The organism is Pseudomonas sp. LjRoot71, from assembly GCF_964253255.1.
Lineage (GTDB): Bacteria > Pseudomonadota > Gammaproteobacteria > Pseudomonadales > Pseudomonadaceae > Aquipseudomonas.
This window is the reverse complement of the sequence record NZ_CAXURA020000001.1, coordinates 737,439-750,730: the sequence shown is the minus strand read 5'-3', so window position 1 is coordinate 750,730 and position 13,292 is coordinate 737,439. Positions and strand designations below refer to the sequence as shown.

Here is a 13,292-nt window from a genome sequence, read left to right as displayed (position 1 = left end):
GCATCAGTCTCGAACGACTGCAGGTGTAGGGGGCGCTGTACGCACCACGGGTTACTGGCCGGTGCGCATGGCGCACCCTACTTAAATAGCCGTGGCGCTTAAAACGGAGCAGGGCACTCAAAGCGCATCCGCTCGCCCGTTTGCGGGTGGGTCAGGCTGAGCATGCTGGCGTGCAGGCACAGGCGCGGGTAGGCGGTCAGCGCTTGTTCGTGGGCATACAGGCCGTCGCCGAGCAGCGGATGACCAATCGACAGCATGTGCACGCGCAACTGGTGCGAACGACCGGTGATAGGCGTCAGCTCGACGCGGCAATGCTCGGCGTGGCGTTCCAGCACTTTCCAGTAGGTCAGGGCGTGTTTGCCTTGTTCGTGGTCGACCACGTGACGCGGCTTGGTCGGCGGGTCGTAGCGCAGCGGCAGGTCGATGCTGCCGCTGTCCAGCTCGGGTTGGCCCCAGCACAGGGCGGTGTAGGCTTTTTCGGTTTCGCGGTCGTGGAACTGCCGCGACAGCTCGCGGTGGCTGTCGGCGTCGCGGGCCAGCACGATGATCCCCGAGGTTTCCCAGTCCAGGCGATGAACGATGCGCGCTTCCGGGTAGCCGTTTTCCTGCAGGCGGGTGACCAGGCAATCACGGTTGTCCTCGGCACGGCCAGGCACCGAGAGCAGCAGGGTGGGCTTGTTGATCACCAGCAGGGCGGCGTCCTGGTGGAGAATTTCTATTTGGCTGAGGGGCATGGCAACTGGCTGGTTGGTGATTGAGGGTGGGAGGGGCTTTAGCCGCGACGGCTCTTGGGTAAATCTGTCGCGGCTAAAGCCCCTCCCACGTCGACCGCGATTGGTGCCTGAATAAAATGGCGGCCACTAAGGCCGCCATTTGTACAGGCTCTGCTGCGCTAGCCGCGTTTAGCGGTCGGGGAGCGTGATGTTAAGTTCCAGAATGGAACAGCTGCCCTGGTTTTCCAGTGCAACCTGTACTTGGTCCGAGTCGATATTCACGTACTTGCGGATCACCTCGACCAGTTCCTGTTGCAGGGCCGGCAGGTAGTCCGGCTGGCTGCGCTGGCCGCGCTCGTGGGCGACGATGATTTGCAGACGCTCTTTCGCAATGGACGCGGTGGTTTCTTTCTTGCGCTCACGAAAGAAGTCAAAAATGTTCATTCACGACCTCCAAACAGGCGTTGCATGAATCCCTTCTTCTGCACATCGAGGAATCGGTGTGCCACTTCCTTGCCCAGCAGACGGTCAACCGCGTCGCTGTAGGCCTGGCCTGCATCGCTCTGGTCGTCGAGGATCACCGGCACGCCCTGGTTCGAGGCCTTGAGTACGGCTTGCGACTCGGGGATCACGCCGAGCAGGCGGATGGCGAGGATTTCTTCGACGTCTTCCACGCCCAGCATTTCGCCTTTGACTACGCGCTCAGGGTTGTAGCGAGTCAGCAGCAGGTGTTCCTTGATTGGCTCTTCGCCTTTCTCGGCGCGGCGCGATTTGCTCGCCAGCAGGCCGAGCATGCGGTCGGAGTCACGTACCGAGGAGACTTCCGGGTTGGTCACGACAATCGCTTCATCGGCGAAGTACATGGCCAGGTGCGCGCCTTTTTCGATACCGGCCGGCGAGTCGCAGACCACGTATTCGAAGTTTTCGCGCAGCTCGTTGATGATTTTTTCAACGCCTTCCTGAGTCAGGGCGTCCTTGTCACGTGTCTGGCTGGCAGCCAGCACGTAGAGATTTTCCAGGCGCTTGTCTTTGATCAGGGCCTGGGTGAGGGTCGCTTCGCCGTTAACCACGTTAACGAAGTCGTACACCACGCGGCGTTCGCAGCCCATGATCAGGTCAAGGTTACGCAGGCCAACGTCGAAGTCGACGATGACAGTCTTGTGGCCGCGCAGGGCAAGGCCGGTACCGATGGCAGCGCTGGTGGTGGTTTTACCAACGCCACCTTTGCCGGACGTAACAACGAGGATCTTGGCCAAGGTGATTCACCCCAAAATGTAGAGAAAACGCAGGTTCCGTGGCCTGTTCCAGGCGTCCGGCTGCCCTGTTTGAAAAGTGGCGGCAGTATCCGTTAAAGGCGGGTGATGTTCAACACGTCACCCGACAGGCTGACGTGCACCGCTTCGCCCCATAGCGGGTCGCGGCGCAGGTCTTCGGCCACCTTGTACTGGCCGGCAATGGACAGCAGTTCAGCGCCCATCTGCTGGCAGAAAATCCGCGCCTTGAGATTGCCTTTGACGCCGGCCAGTGCTCGGCCACGCATCGGGGCGTACACATGGATGTTGCCATCGGCGAGAAGTTCCGCACCGGCGCTGACCGGGGCCAGGACGATCAGGTCGCCGCCCTGGGCGTACACCTGCTGGCCGCCGCGTATTGGGCTGGTGATGATCTTGCTCGGCTTGAATTCGGGTTCGGCGGGTTTTTCCGGCTTTGGCGGGGCCAGGTCGATCAAGCGTTCACGCGCACCGGAGGGTGGCAGTACGGGCAGATCCAGCGCTTCAGCGGCGCTGATATCGGCCTCGCGGTTGGCGCGGATTGCCAGGGTGCGCAAGCCGTGCTTGCGGCAGACCGCCATCAGCTCGGCCAGATCGAGCACGCCTTCGCCTTCCGGCAGCTTGTCCAGGGCCAGCACCAGCGGGGTGTTGCTGAAAAAGGCGGGGGCCTGAGCGACTTTTTCGCTGAGCTGCTGGTCGAGGCGGGCGAGGTCGTTGTGCGCCAGCTCCATCACGGTGATGGCCAGCATGCTGCCTTTAAGCTGGAATACGGGGTCTTGCTCGAGGAGGTCGGCTTGGCTCATGGTCTGCCTGATACGGCCTTTATCTAGGCGCGGGAGGAAAAGTAAGCCGGACTTATAGCGAGAACGCCGCGTGCTCGCAAGTTGCGCGCCGTGAAACCAGGCAGCGAACAAACTCCTGATAGAATGCCGCGCTTTATTGCGTGCCTCGGACCTGCGTTATGGATCGCCCAGTATTTCGCGCTTATTTTCTGCATCCCCGTTTCTGGCTGTTGTGGCTGGGCCTGGGCCTGCTGTGGCTGATCGCCCAGCTGCCTTATAAGGTGTTGCTGCAGCTGGGGCGCGGCTTGGGTGGGGTGATGTACCGCCTGGCCAGTTCGCGGCGCAAGATCGCCGCACGCAACTTGGAGCTGTGCTTCCCGCAGATGCCCGACGCCGAGCGCGAGGCGCTGTTAAAGGAAAACTTCGCCTCCACCGGTATCACCTTCTTTGAGATGGCGATTGCCTGGTGGTGGCCCGCCGAGCGCCTGCGTCGCCTGGGTACCATCGAGGGCCTGGAGCATCTGCGCCAGGCCGAAGCCGACGGGCAGGGCGTGATCCTTATGGCGCTGCATTTCACCACCCTGGAAATGGGTGGCGGGCTGCTCGGCATGGCGCAGAACATGTATGGCATGTACCGCCCGCACAAGAATCCGCTGTTTGACTATGTGCAGCGTCGCGGCCGCGAGCAGCGTTTGCTTGGGGTGATTGGCCGTGATGACGTGCGTGGCATGCTCAAGCTGCTGCGCGCGGGTGGTGTGGTCTGGTATGCGCCGGATCAGGATTACGGCGCCCAGCGCAGCGTGTTTGTGCCGCTGTTCGGTGTCCCAGCGGCCACGGTCACCGCCACCAGCAAGTTCGCCCGTATGGGCCGCGCTCAGGTGATCCCTTTTACTCAGCAACGTTTGCCCGATGGCCAGGGCTATCGCTTGGTGATTCATCCGCCGCTGGCGGACTTTCCCACCGACAGCGAAGAGGCCGACTGCCTGCGGGTCAATCAGTGGATCGAGCAGGCGATCAGCCAATGTCCTGAGCAATACCTGTGGGCGCACCGGCGCTTCAAGACGCGCCCCGAGGGTGAGTCGAAGCTCTATAAGAAGAAACGTTAAAAACAAGCTCGGAATGCTCATTTACAGTTCGTAAACTCCGCTTCCTCGCTTTTTTTTGCCTTGTATCGCTCTAGCTCGCGAGATCGTGAACAGGTTCTTAGGTGCGCCATCCAATTGGCGGGTTATTGCGCTGAGGTGAGGTTTCTTGGCGCTGCCTGTTTCGTGTGTGCCTGGCGGGCTCCTATACTGGCTGAAAAACAACAGGAAACAGCCTATGCCGCTCACCGCTTCAACCAGTCAGCCGGTTACCGGGCTGATTCTCTCCGGCGGTGGCGCACGGGCGGCCTATCAGGTGGGGGTGCTGGCGGCGATTGCCGACCTGCTACCTGATGCATCGCACAATCCTTTCCCGGTTATCGTGGGCACCTCGGCCGGCGCCATCAATGCCGTGGGCCTGGCCTGTGGGGCGCTGCATTTCACCGAAGCGGTGCGCCGGCTGACCAGTGTTTGGCAGGGCTTTCATACCCATCAGGTGTACCGCAGCGATTGGCCGGGGGTGCTGCGCCAGGCCAGTCGCTTTATCGGTCACAGCCTGCTGGGATTGGGCGGCCAAGTGCCGGTGGCGCTGCTCGACAGTTCGCCACTGGCCGAGTTGCTCGGTCGCGAGCTGGATTTCAGCGGAATTGCCGCCGCCGTGCGCCATCGTCAGCTGCGCGCCGTGGCGGTGACGGCCTTCGGTTACGAAACCGGTCAGGCGGTGACCTTCTATCAAGGTCGCGCGGCCATCGACCCCTGGTTCCGTCATCGCCGTGTCGGGGTGCCGACCCGTCTGGCGCTTGAGCATTTGCTGGCCAGTGCCTCGATTCCGCTGATTTTTCCGCCAGTGAAGATCAACCGCGAATACTTCGGTGACGGTGCAGTGCGCCAGTCCGCGCCGATCAGCCCGGCGCTGCACCTGGGCGCCAGCCGTGTGCTGGTGGTGGGGGTCAGTGGCAATCCTGCTTCCGGCCCACAGGCGCAGGTGCCAGTGGTGCGGCCGCAGCAGAGCCGGCCGCCGAGCCTGGCGCAGATCAGCGGGCATATGCTCAACAGCACCTTTATCGACAGCCTGGAAAGCGATATCGAATTGCTGGAGCGGCTGAACCAGATGGGTCGGCTGATTCCCGCAGAGAAACACCCGCGGGGCCTTGGGCTCAAGCCGGTGGATGTGCTGGTGATTTCACCGAGTCAGCCGCTGGACCTGATCGCCGCGCGTCACCGTCACGAGTTGCCCAAAGCCCTGCGTCTGTTCCTGCGCGGCCCTGGGGCAACCAAGGCCAGCGGTGCCGGAGTGCTAAGTTACCTGCTGTTCGAGCCGGGTTATTGCAATGAGCTGATCGAGCTGGGTTATCAGGACGCCATGGCGCAGAAAGCCCGCTTGATCGAATTCCTTAGCCTGGACAGCCCGCCGGTACCGGCGGTAATTCCGGTAACCGCCTAGCCAGGTCATCACTCTTGTTTGATTCCGGCCGCCTGTGCGGCCAAATTCCTTTTCCGCGTGGCTGAGAAAACCGCGCCAAGGCGGGTGGCTGCATTTAAACTGCGCCTTCCCGATGCTTTCTGTCGCATTTGCGAAAGCAGCGGATTTCCTCGGGTTGGCGCTATAAGAAGTTGTCGCATGGCGGCAATGCCGGCCCCGGATCAGTCCCTACAATCCTTCACATCGCCTGCTATTGAATGCAGGTGTTCCTCGTCAGGAGAGCTCAGATGTCCGTTCAGCACGACCCGGTGCAACGCGCCGATTTCGACCAGGTGATGGTGCCCAACTATGCACCCGCAGCCTTTATTCCAGTACGTGGCGCCGGTTCGCGCGTATGGGATCAGAGCGGTCGCGAGCTGATCGACTTTGCCGGTGGCATTGCCGTCAACGTGCTGGGCCACGCTCACCCGGCGCTGGTCAAGGCACTCACCGAGCAGGCGGGCAACCTCTGGCACGTCTCCAACGTGTTTACCAACGAGCCGGCGCTGCGCCTGGCCAAGAAGCTGGTGGATGCCACCTTTGCCGAGCGCGTGTTCTTCTGCAACTCCGGCGCTGAAGCCAACGAGGCCGCCTTCAAGCTGGCCCGTCGCGTGGCGTTTGATAAGTACGGCGAAGACAAGTGCGAGATCATCGCTGCGACCAACAGTTTCCACGGTCGCACCCTGTTTACCGTCAGCGTCGGCGGTCAGCCGAAGTATTCCGACGGTTTCGGCCCGAAAATTCAGGGCATCAGCCATATTCCCTATAACGATATCGACGCGCTGAAAGCCGCCGTATCGGACAAGACCTGCGCCGTGGTGCTGGAGCCGATTCAGGGTGAAGGCGGCGTACTGCCGGCCGACCTGGCCTACCTGCAAGCGGCCCGCGAACTGTGCGACAAGCACAACGCGCTGCTGGTGTTCGACGAAGTGCAGAGTGGCATGGGCCGTACAGGTGCGCTGTTCGCCTATCAGCATTACGGCGTGACCCCGGACATCCTCTCCAGCGCCAAGAGCCTGGGCGGTGGTTTCCCGATTGGTGCAATGCTCACCACCAACGAGCTGGCCAAGCACCTGGCCGTCGGCACCCATGGCACCACCTACGGCGGCAACCCGCTGGCCTGTGCGGTGGGCGAGGCGGTGATCGACATCATCAACACCCCAGAGGTGCTGGAGGGCGTCAAAGCCAAGCATCAGCGCTTCAAGAGCAAGCTGGAGCAGATCGGCCAGCAGTACGGCGTGTTCAGCGAAGTCCGCGGTCTTGGTCTGCTGATCGGTGCGGTGCTGTCCGATGCCTGGAAGGGCAAGGCCAAGGCGATTCTCGATGCCGCTGCCGTGGAAGGTGTGATGGTGCTGCAGGCCAGCCCGGATGTGGTGCGTTTCGCCCCGAGTCTGGTGGTGGACGACGCTGATATCGATGAAGGTCTGGCGCGTTTCGAGCGTGCGGTGGCCAAACTGACCCAAGCCTGACTGCCGGCCTGATCCGCCGTTAACGCGATGGATCAGGCTGCGCCTGCTCGACCCATGGATGGGTTGAGTGAACAGCAAGGAAGCCCGTCTCTGTGTGTGCCGCAACCTGTGTTGCGGTTTTCTCTGAGCCGCCCGTGTTGGGCAGCTTGGAGCTTTTATCAAAAGGAGTGACACCATGCTGGTGATGCGCCCCGCGCAAATGGCCGACCTCACTGAAGTGCAGCGTCTCGCCGCGGACAGCCCGGTTGGTGTGACTTCACTGCCGGACGACGCTGATCGTCTGGGCGAAAAGATCGCCGCCTCGGAGGCCTCGTTTGCCGCCGAAGTCAGTTTCAACGGTGAAGAAAGCTACTTCTTCGTTCTGGAAGACAGCGAGAGCGGCCGCCTGGTCGGCTGCTCCGGCATCGTCGCCTCGGCCGGCTACTCCGAGCCGTTCTACAGCTTCCGCAACGAAACCTTCGTGCACAACTCCCGTGAGTTGAAGATACACAACAAGATCCACGTGCTCTCGCTGTGCCACGATCTCACCGGCAACAGCCTGCTGACCAGCTTCTATGTCGAGCGGCCGTTGGTGAACACCGCCTGGTCGGAGCTCAATTCCCGCGGTCGTCTGCTGTTTCTCGCCAATCACCCGGAACGTTTTGCCGATGCGGTGGTGGTGGAGATCGTCGGTTATAGCGACGAGGCCGGTGATTCGCCGTTCTGGGACGCCGTGGGGCGCAACTTCTTCGACATGAACTACACCGAGGCCGAACGCCTGTGTGGGTTGAAGAGCCGCACCTTCCTGGCTGAACTCATGCCGCATTACCCGATCTACGTGCCGCTGCTGCCGGATGAGGCACAGGAAGCCATGGGCCAGGTGCATCCACGGGCGCAGATCAGCTTCGACATCCTCATGCGTGAAGGCTTCGAGACCGATCATTACATCGACATCTTCGACGGTGGTCCGACCCTGCATGCACGCACTTCAGGCATTCGCTCGATTGCCCAGAGCCGTGTGGTGCCGGTGCGCATTGGCGAGCCTGGCAAAGGCGGGCGGCCGTATCTGGTCTGTAATGGTCAGCTGCAGGATTTCCGCGCGATTGTCGCGGAGCTGGATTGGGTACCGGGTAAGCCGGTCACCCTGAGTGTTGCGGCCGCCGAAGCCCTGGGTGTCGGCGAAGGCGTCAGCGTACGCCTGGTTGCGGTTTAAGGAGTTAGCGCATGATCGTTCGTCCCGTCCGCAGCACCGATCTGCCGGCTCTGTTTCAACTGGCGCGCAGCACCGGCGCAGGGCTGACCACCTTGCCGGCCAACGAGGAGCGCCTGGCGCACCGCGTGGGCTGGGCCGAGAAAGCTTTCCGTGGCGAGGCCAGCCGGGCCGATGCCGACTACCTGTTCGTGCTCGAAGACGACAACGGCGAAGTGGTCGGCATCTCCGCTGTCGCCGGTGCCGTTGGCTTGCGCGAGCCCTGGTACAACTACCGGGTTGGTTTGACCGTCAGCGCCTCGCAGGAACTGAATATTCACCGGCAGATTCCCACCCTGTTTCTGGCTAACGACCTGACCGGCAACTCCGAGCTGTGCTCGCTGTTTCTGCGTAGCGACCAGCGCAGCGGCCTGAATGGCCGACTGTTGTCCAAGGCGCGCTTTCTGTTTATCGCCGAATTCCGCGAGCTGTTCGGCGACAAGGTGATTGCCGAGATGCGCGGCATGTCCGATGAGCAGGGCCGCTCACCGTTCTGGGAAAGCCTGGGTCGGCACTTCTTCAAGATGGAATTCTGCCAGGCCGACTACCTCACCGGCGTGGGCAACAAGGCCTTTATCGCCGAGTTGATGCCCAAGTTTCCGCTCTACACCTGCTTCCTCTCGGAAGACGCGCGCAACATCATCGGCCGCGTCCACCCGGACACCGAGCCGGCGCTGGCCATGCTCAAGGGCGAGGGTTTCAGCTACCAGGGCTATGTCGACATCTTCGACGCCGGCCCGGCCATCGAGGCCGAAACCGCGAAGATTCGCGCCGTGCAGGACAGCCAGGTGCTGGTGCTGGCCATCGGCACGCCGGGCGACGATGCCCCGCAGTTTCTGATCCATAACCGCAAGCGCGAAGACTGCCGGATTACTGCCGCGCCAGCGCGTCTGGCCGCCGGCACCCTGGTGGTGGATGCGCCGACTGCCAAGCGCCTGCAGCTGTCGGCGGGCGATCAGGTGCGTGCGGTTGCGGTTTCCGCTCGCGGCTAAACCCGGGTGCCGCTGTCTCTATTTGCCGATCCGGTGCAGGCCGGGTCTACACCTTGCTGGGAGTGATAAAACAAAATGAGCACTCATTACATTGCCGGTGCCTGGCTCGCGGGCCAGGGCGAGGCCCTGGAATCACTCAACCCGGTCAGCCAGGAAGCTATCTGGCATGGCCGCGCGGCCACGCCGGAGCAGGTGGACGCCGCCGTGCAGGCTGCTCGTGCGGTATTCCCAGCCTGGGCGGCGCGTTCGCTGGATGAGCGTATTGCCGTGCTCGAACAGTTTGCTGCCAGCCTGAAAGCCCATGCCGAAGCCCTGGGCCACTGCATCGGTGAAGAAACCGGCAAGCCGCTGTGGGAAACCGCCACCGAAGTCACCAGCATGGTCAACAAGGTTGCCATCTCGATTCAGAGCTACCGCGAGCGCACCGGTGAGAAGAGCGGCCCGCTGGCTGATGCTACCGCTGTACTGCGGCATAAACCGCATGGCGTGGTGGCGGTGTTTGGCCCGTACAATTTCCCCGGTCACCTGCCCAACGGGCATATCGTGCCGGCGCTGCTGGCCGGTAACTGCGTGGTGTTCAAGCCCAGTGAGCTGACCCCGAAAGTTGCCGACCTGACGGTCAAATGCTGGATTGAAGCCGGTTTGCCGGCGGGCGTGCTCAACCTGGTGCAGGGTGCGCGCGAAACTGGCGTGGCGCTGGCCGCGCATGAGGGTATCGACGGGCTGTTCTTCACCGGCTCCAGCCGCACCGGCAATCTGCTGCACAGCCAGTTTGCCGGCCGTCCGGACAAGATCCTCGCCCTGGAAATGGGCGGCAACAATCCGCTGCTGGTGGATCAGGTCGCTGACCTCAATGCGGCGGTGTACACCATTATTCAGTCGGCCTTTATTTCCGCTGGCCAGCGTTGCACCTGTGCCCGTCGCCTGCTGGTGCCGCAAGGCGCCTGGGGTGACAGCCTGCTGGAACGCCTGGTGGAAGTTGCCGCCAGCATCAAGGTCGGCTGCTTCGACGCCCAGCCTGCGCCCTTTATGGGGTCGGTGATTTCCCTGGAGGCCGCGCAGCACCTGATCAAGGCGCAGCAGCACCTGCTGGCTCAGGGCGCCAAACCACTGCTGGAAATGACTCAGCCGCTGCAGGGCGCCGCCTTGCTTACCCCGGGCATCATTGATGTGACTGAAGTCGCCAATCGTCCGGATGAAGAGTTCTTCGGCCCGTTGCTGCAGGTGATTCGCTACGCCGATTTCGAGTCGGCCATTGCCGAGGCCAACAACACCCAATACGGCCTGGCCGCTGGCCTGTTGTCTGATTCCAAGGCGCGCTACGAGCAGTTCTGGCTGCACAGCCGCGCCGGCATCGTCAATTGGAACAAGCAGCTGACTGGTGCCGCCAGTACTGCTCCGTTTGGCGGCGTGGGTGCCTCGGGTAACCACCGCGCCAGCGCCTATTACGCGGCCGATTACTGCGCCTACCCGGTGGCTTCGCTGGAATCCGACAGCCTGAGCCTGCCTGCCACCCTGACCCCCGGAGTTAGCCTGTGAGCCAAGTATCCAAAGCGTCTGCATTTGAAGTGAATTTCGACGGTCTGGTCGGGCCAACGCACAACTATGGCGGGCTGTCTTACGGCAACGTCGCCTCGCAGAGCAACAGTCAGGCTGCGTCCAGCCCGAAAGAAGCGGCCAAGCAGGGCCTGGCCAAGATGAAGGCCCTGATGGAAATGGGCTTCAAGCAGGGCGTATTGGCCCCGCAGGAGCGCCCCAATGTCGCCGTGCTGCGCAGCCTGGGTTTTACCGGCAGCGACGCGCAGGTGATCCAGAAGGCGGCGAAAGACGCCATGCCACTGCTGGTCGCAAGCTGTTCGGCGTCGAGCATGTGGACAGCCAACGCCTGTACCGTCAGCCCGAGTGCGGATACGGCGGATGGCCGCGTGCATTTCACCGCCGCCAACCTCAACTGCAAATTCCACCGCTCGATTGAGCACCCGACTACCAGCAGGGTACTGGGCGCGATGTTCGCCAATGAGCAGCACTTCGCTCACCACGCCGCGTTGCCGGCCGTCGGTCAGTTTGGTGACGAAGGCGCGGCCAACCACACGCGCTTCTGCAAAGGCTACGGCGATGCTGGCGTGGAGTTCTTCGTATTCGGCCGCAGCGCCTTCGACAGCCGCTTCCCGGCGCCGCAGCGCTACCCGGCGCGGCAGACCCTGGAAGCCTCGCAGGCGGTGGCCCGACTGCACGGCCTGAGCGATGACGGCGTGGTCTACGCCCAGCAAACGCCTGCGGTGATCGATCAGGGTGTGTTTCACAACGACGTGATCGCGGTAGGCAATGGCGAGGTGCTGTTCTATCACCAGGACGCCTTCCTCGACACCGACAAGGTACTGGCTGAGTTGAGCGACAAGCTCGCCCGCCGTGGCGGCAACTTCCAGGCCGTGTGTGTGCCGCGTGATGCGGTGACGGTGGAGGATGCGGTCAAGTCCTACCTGTTCAACAGCCAGCTGTTGACTCGCGCGGATGGCGGCATGCTGCTGATCGTGCCGGAAGAGTGCCGTAACAACGCCAATGTCTGGCGCTACTTGGAGCAACTGACCAGCGGTAATGGGCCGATCCGCGAGGTCAAGGTCTTCGACCTCAAGCAGAGCATGCAGAACGGCGGTGGCCCTGCCTGCCTGCGTCTGCGCGTGGCGCTCAAGGAGCATGAGCTGGCGGCGGTCAACCAGGGTGTGATCATGACCCCGACCCTGCACGACACTCTCCATGTCTGGGTCGACAAGCACTACCGTGATCGCCTGAGCGAAAACGACCTGGCTGACCCACAATTGCTCAATGAATGCCGCACGGCCTTGGACGAACTGACGCAGATCCTTAAACTGGGCGCGGTTTATCCATTCCAATTAGCTTGATTGAGTACTTATTACCATGTCTGACGCCCTGCAACTGATCCTCGAAGACACCGATGGCACCCAGCTGGAAACCTCCTGCACGCGGTTTGCCGTGGTCTGGCAGGGCAAGGAAATCTGGATTCAGCAGGTTGGTAATGGCCAGCTGATGATTGGCGTGGACGTGGAGGAGGGCGACACCGAATACGCCAACCTGCTGCTGCGTCCGTTGGCCACCAACCTGGTCAGCCTGGAGCTGGAAATGGAAGCCGCCGGCCTTGACGAAGACGACGATCACGTGCACGGCCCTGACTGCAATCACGATTGAGGAAACGCCCATGCTTGCCCTCGGCAAACTGCTTGAACTGACCCTCGCCGGCCATGAGCCGGCAGCGAAGATTCAGCTGACGCCCGAGGGCACGCGTTTGCGTTGGCTGGCCGAAGGTGCGCTGGAAATAACGCCGCCCGTGGCCAGCGACAATGGCCTGGATCTGCTGCTCTCTGCCGGCATCCACGGTAATGAAACCGCACCGATTGAACTGCTCGACCGTCTGCTGCAAGGCATTGCCCGCAGTCAGTTGAAGCCCCGTGCGCGGATTCTCTTTTTGTTCGGTAACCCCGCCGCCATGCGCAGCGGCGAGCGCTATATCGAGCAGGACATCAATCGCCTGTTCAACGGCCGTCACGATCAGCACACCGGTGCCGAAGCGCTGCGAGCCTGCGACCTGGAACACCTAGCCGCCACCTTTTTCAGCAAGCCGGAACGCACCCGTCTGCATTACGATCTGCACACCGCAATTCGCGGGTCGAAGATTGAGCAGTTCGCTCTCTACCCGTTTCAGGAAGGTCGCCCGCGCAGCCAGCGTGAACTGGCGCGCCTGAGTGCTGCCGGGATTGAAGCGGTGCTGCTGCACAACAAAAGCTCGATCACCTTCAGCGCCTACACCTACACCCAGTTGGGTGCAGAAGCCTTCACCCTGGAGTTGGGTAAGGCGCGACCGTTCGGGCAGAACGAACTGGTTAACCTTGATCTGCTTGAACAGCATCTGCAGGCGCTGATCGAAGGCCGCGAGCCTAAAGGTGCCACTGATGATCTAGGCGAGCTCAAACTGTTTGCCGTGGCCCGCGAAGTGATCAAGCACAGCGACGCCTTCAAGCTGCACCTGCCGACCGATATCGAGAACTTCAGCGAACTGCCGCTTGGCTACCTGCTGGCCGAGGATCTGGCCGACACCCGCTGGGTGGTGGATGAGCCGGGTGCGCGGATTATCTTCCCTAATCCCAAGGTCAAGAACGGCCTGCGTGCCGGTATCCTGATAGTTCCCGCCGAAGGCGTGCAACTAGCCTGAGCTAGTTACGATCTGCTGCGCGTCGGCCCTGCTGCGTTGAAAGCAGGCTCGGAATGCTCATGTACAAC

The 13,292-nt window shown here is 62.1% G+C and carries 13 protein-coding genes; 9 read left to right on the top strand and 4 right to left on the bottom strand.

Going from position 1 to position 13,292, the window contains the following annotated elements; translation table 11 throughout:
• Positions 1-98: 98 nt before the first annotated feature.
• The 4 genes from ACSQ17_RS03545 to minC all read right to left on the bottom strand — a co-directional run bounded on the left by ACSQ17_RS03545 (position 99) and on the right by minC (position 2,787).
• The gene (locus ACSQ17_RS03545; protein ID WP_436067608.1) at positions 99-734 is read right to left on the bottom strand and encodes an RluA family pseudouridine synthase; all 636 of its coding nucleotides are present in this window, start codon (positions 732-734) and stop codon (positions 99-101) included.
• Between the two features lie 168 nt (positions 735-902).
• A complete protein-coding gene (gene minE / locus ACSQ17_RS03540) occupies positions 903-1,157 on the bottom strand; it encodes a cell division topological specificity factor MinE (protein WP_025165363.1) in 255 nt (84 codons plus the stop codon).
• Positions 1,154-1,969, bottom strand: a complete 816-nt coding sequence (minD, locus tag ACSQ17_RS03535) for a septum site-determining protein MinD (RefSeq protein ID WP_090251774.1) — start codon at positions 1,967-1,969, stop codon at positions 1,154-1,156. The genes minE and minD overlap by 4 nt, the downstream gene beginning before the upstream one ends.
• 92 nt (positions 1,970-2,061) lie before the next feature.
• Positions 2,062-2,787: a septum site-determining protein MinC gene (gene minC, locus ACSQ17_RS03530; RefSeq protein WP_436067607.1), complete on the bottom strand. Its 726-nt coding sequence runs from the start codon at positions 2,785-2,787 to the stop codon at positions 2,062-2,064.
• A gap of 158 nt (positions 2,788-2,945) precedes the next feature.
• On the opposite strand from minC, the gene ACSQ17_RS03525 reads away from it, so the two are divergent.
• The 9 genes from ACSQ17_RS03525 to astE all read left to right on the top strand — a co-directional run bounded on the left by ACSQ17_RS03525 (position 2,946) and on the right by astE (position 13,224).
• Entirely contained in the window at positions 2,946-3,872 is a 927-nt protein-coding gene (locus ACSQ17_RS03525) for a lipid A biosynthesis lauroyl acyltransferase (protein ID WP_436067606.1), read from the top strand.
• 214 nt (positions 3,873-4,086) lie between these two features.
• A complete protein-coding gene (locus ACSQ17_RS03520; protein WP_436067605.1) occupies positions 4,087-5,292 on the top strand; it encodes a patatin-like phospholipase family protein in 1,206 nt (401 codons plus the stop codon).
• Positions 5,293-5,558: 266 nt separating this feature from the next.
• Positions 5,559-6,779 carry an aspartate aminotransferase family protein gene (locus ACSQ17_RS03515; RefSeq protein WP_436067604.1) on the top strand — a complete coding sequence of 407 codons (1,221 nt, stop codon included), beginning with the start codon at positions 5,559-5,561 and terminating at the stop codon, positions 6,777-6,779.
• 175 nt (positions 6,780-6,954) lie between these two features.
• Positions 6,955-7,971 carry an arginine/ornithine succinyltransferase subunit alpha gene (gene aruF, locus ACSQ17_RS03510; protein WP_233686275.1) on the top strand — a complete coding sequence of 339 codons (1,017 nt, stop codon included), beginning with the start codon at positions 6,955-6,957 and terminating at the stop codon, positions 7,969-7,971.
• Between the two features lie 11 nt (positions 7,972-7,982).
• Entirely contained in the window at positions 7,983-8,999 is a 1,017-nt protein-coding gene (astA, locus tag ACSQ17_RS03505) for an arginine N-succinyltransferase (RefSeq protein WP_436067603.1), read from the top strand.
• A 75-nt stretch (positions 9,000-9,074) separates the two neighbouring features.
• Positions 9,075-10,538 (top strand): succinylglutamate-semialdehyde dehydrogenase, encoded by a 1,464-nt coding sequence (gene astD / locus ACSQ17_RS03500; protein WP_436067602.1) that lies wholly within the window; start codon positions 9,075-9,077, stop codon positions 10,536-10,538.
• On the top strand, positions 10,535-11,899 hold the full coding sequence (gene astB / locus ACSQ17_RS03495; RefSeq protein WP_436067601.1) for an N-succinylarginine dihydrolase: 1,365 nt from the start codon (positions 10,535-10,537) through the stop codon (positions 11,897-11,899). The genes astD and astB overlap by 4 nt, the downstream gene beginning before the upstream one ends.
• A gap of 16 nt (positions 11,900-11,915) precedes the next feature.
• The gene (locus ACSQ17_RS03490; RefSeq protein WP_090382908.1) at positions 11,916-12,203 is read left to right on the top strand and encodes a topoisomerase II; all 288 of its coding nucleotides are present in this window, start codon (positions 11,916-11,918) and stop codon (positions 12,201-12,203) included.
• Positions 12,204-12,213: 10 nt separating this feature from the next.
• Entirely contained in the window at positions 12,214-13,224 is a 1,011-nt protein-coding gene (astE, locus tag ACSQ17_RS03485) for a succinylglutamate desuccinylase (protein ID WP_436067600.1), read from the top strand.
• Positions 13,225-13,292: the final 68 nt, after the last annotated feature.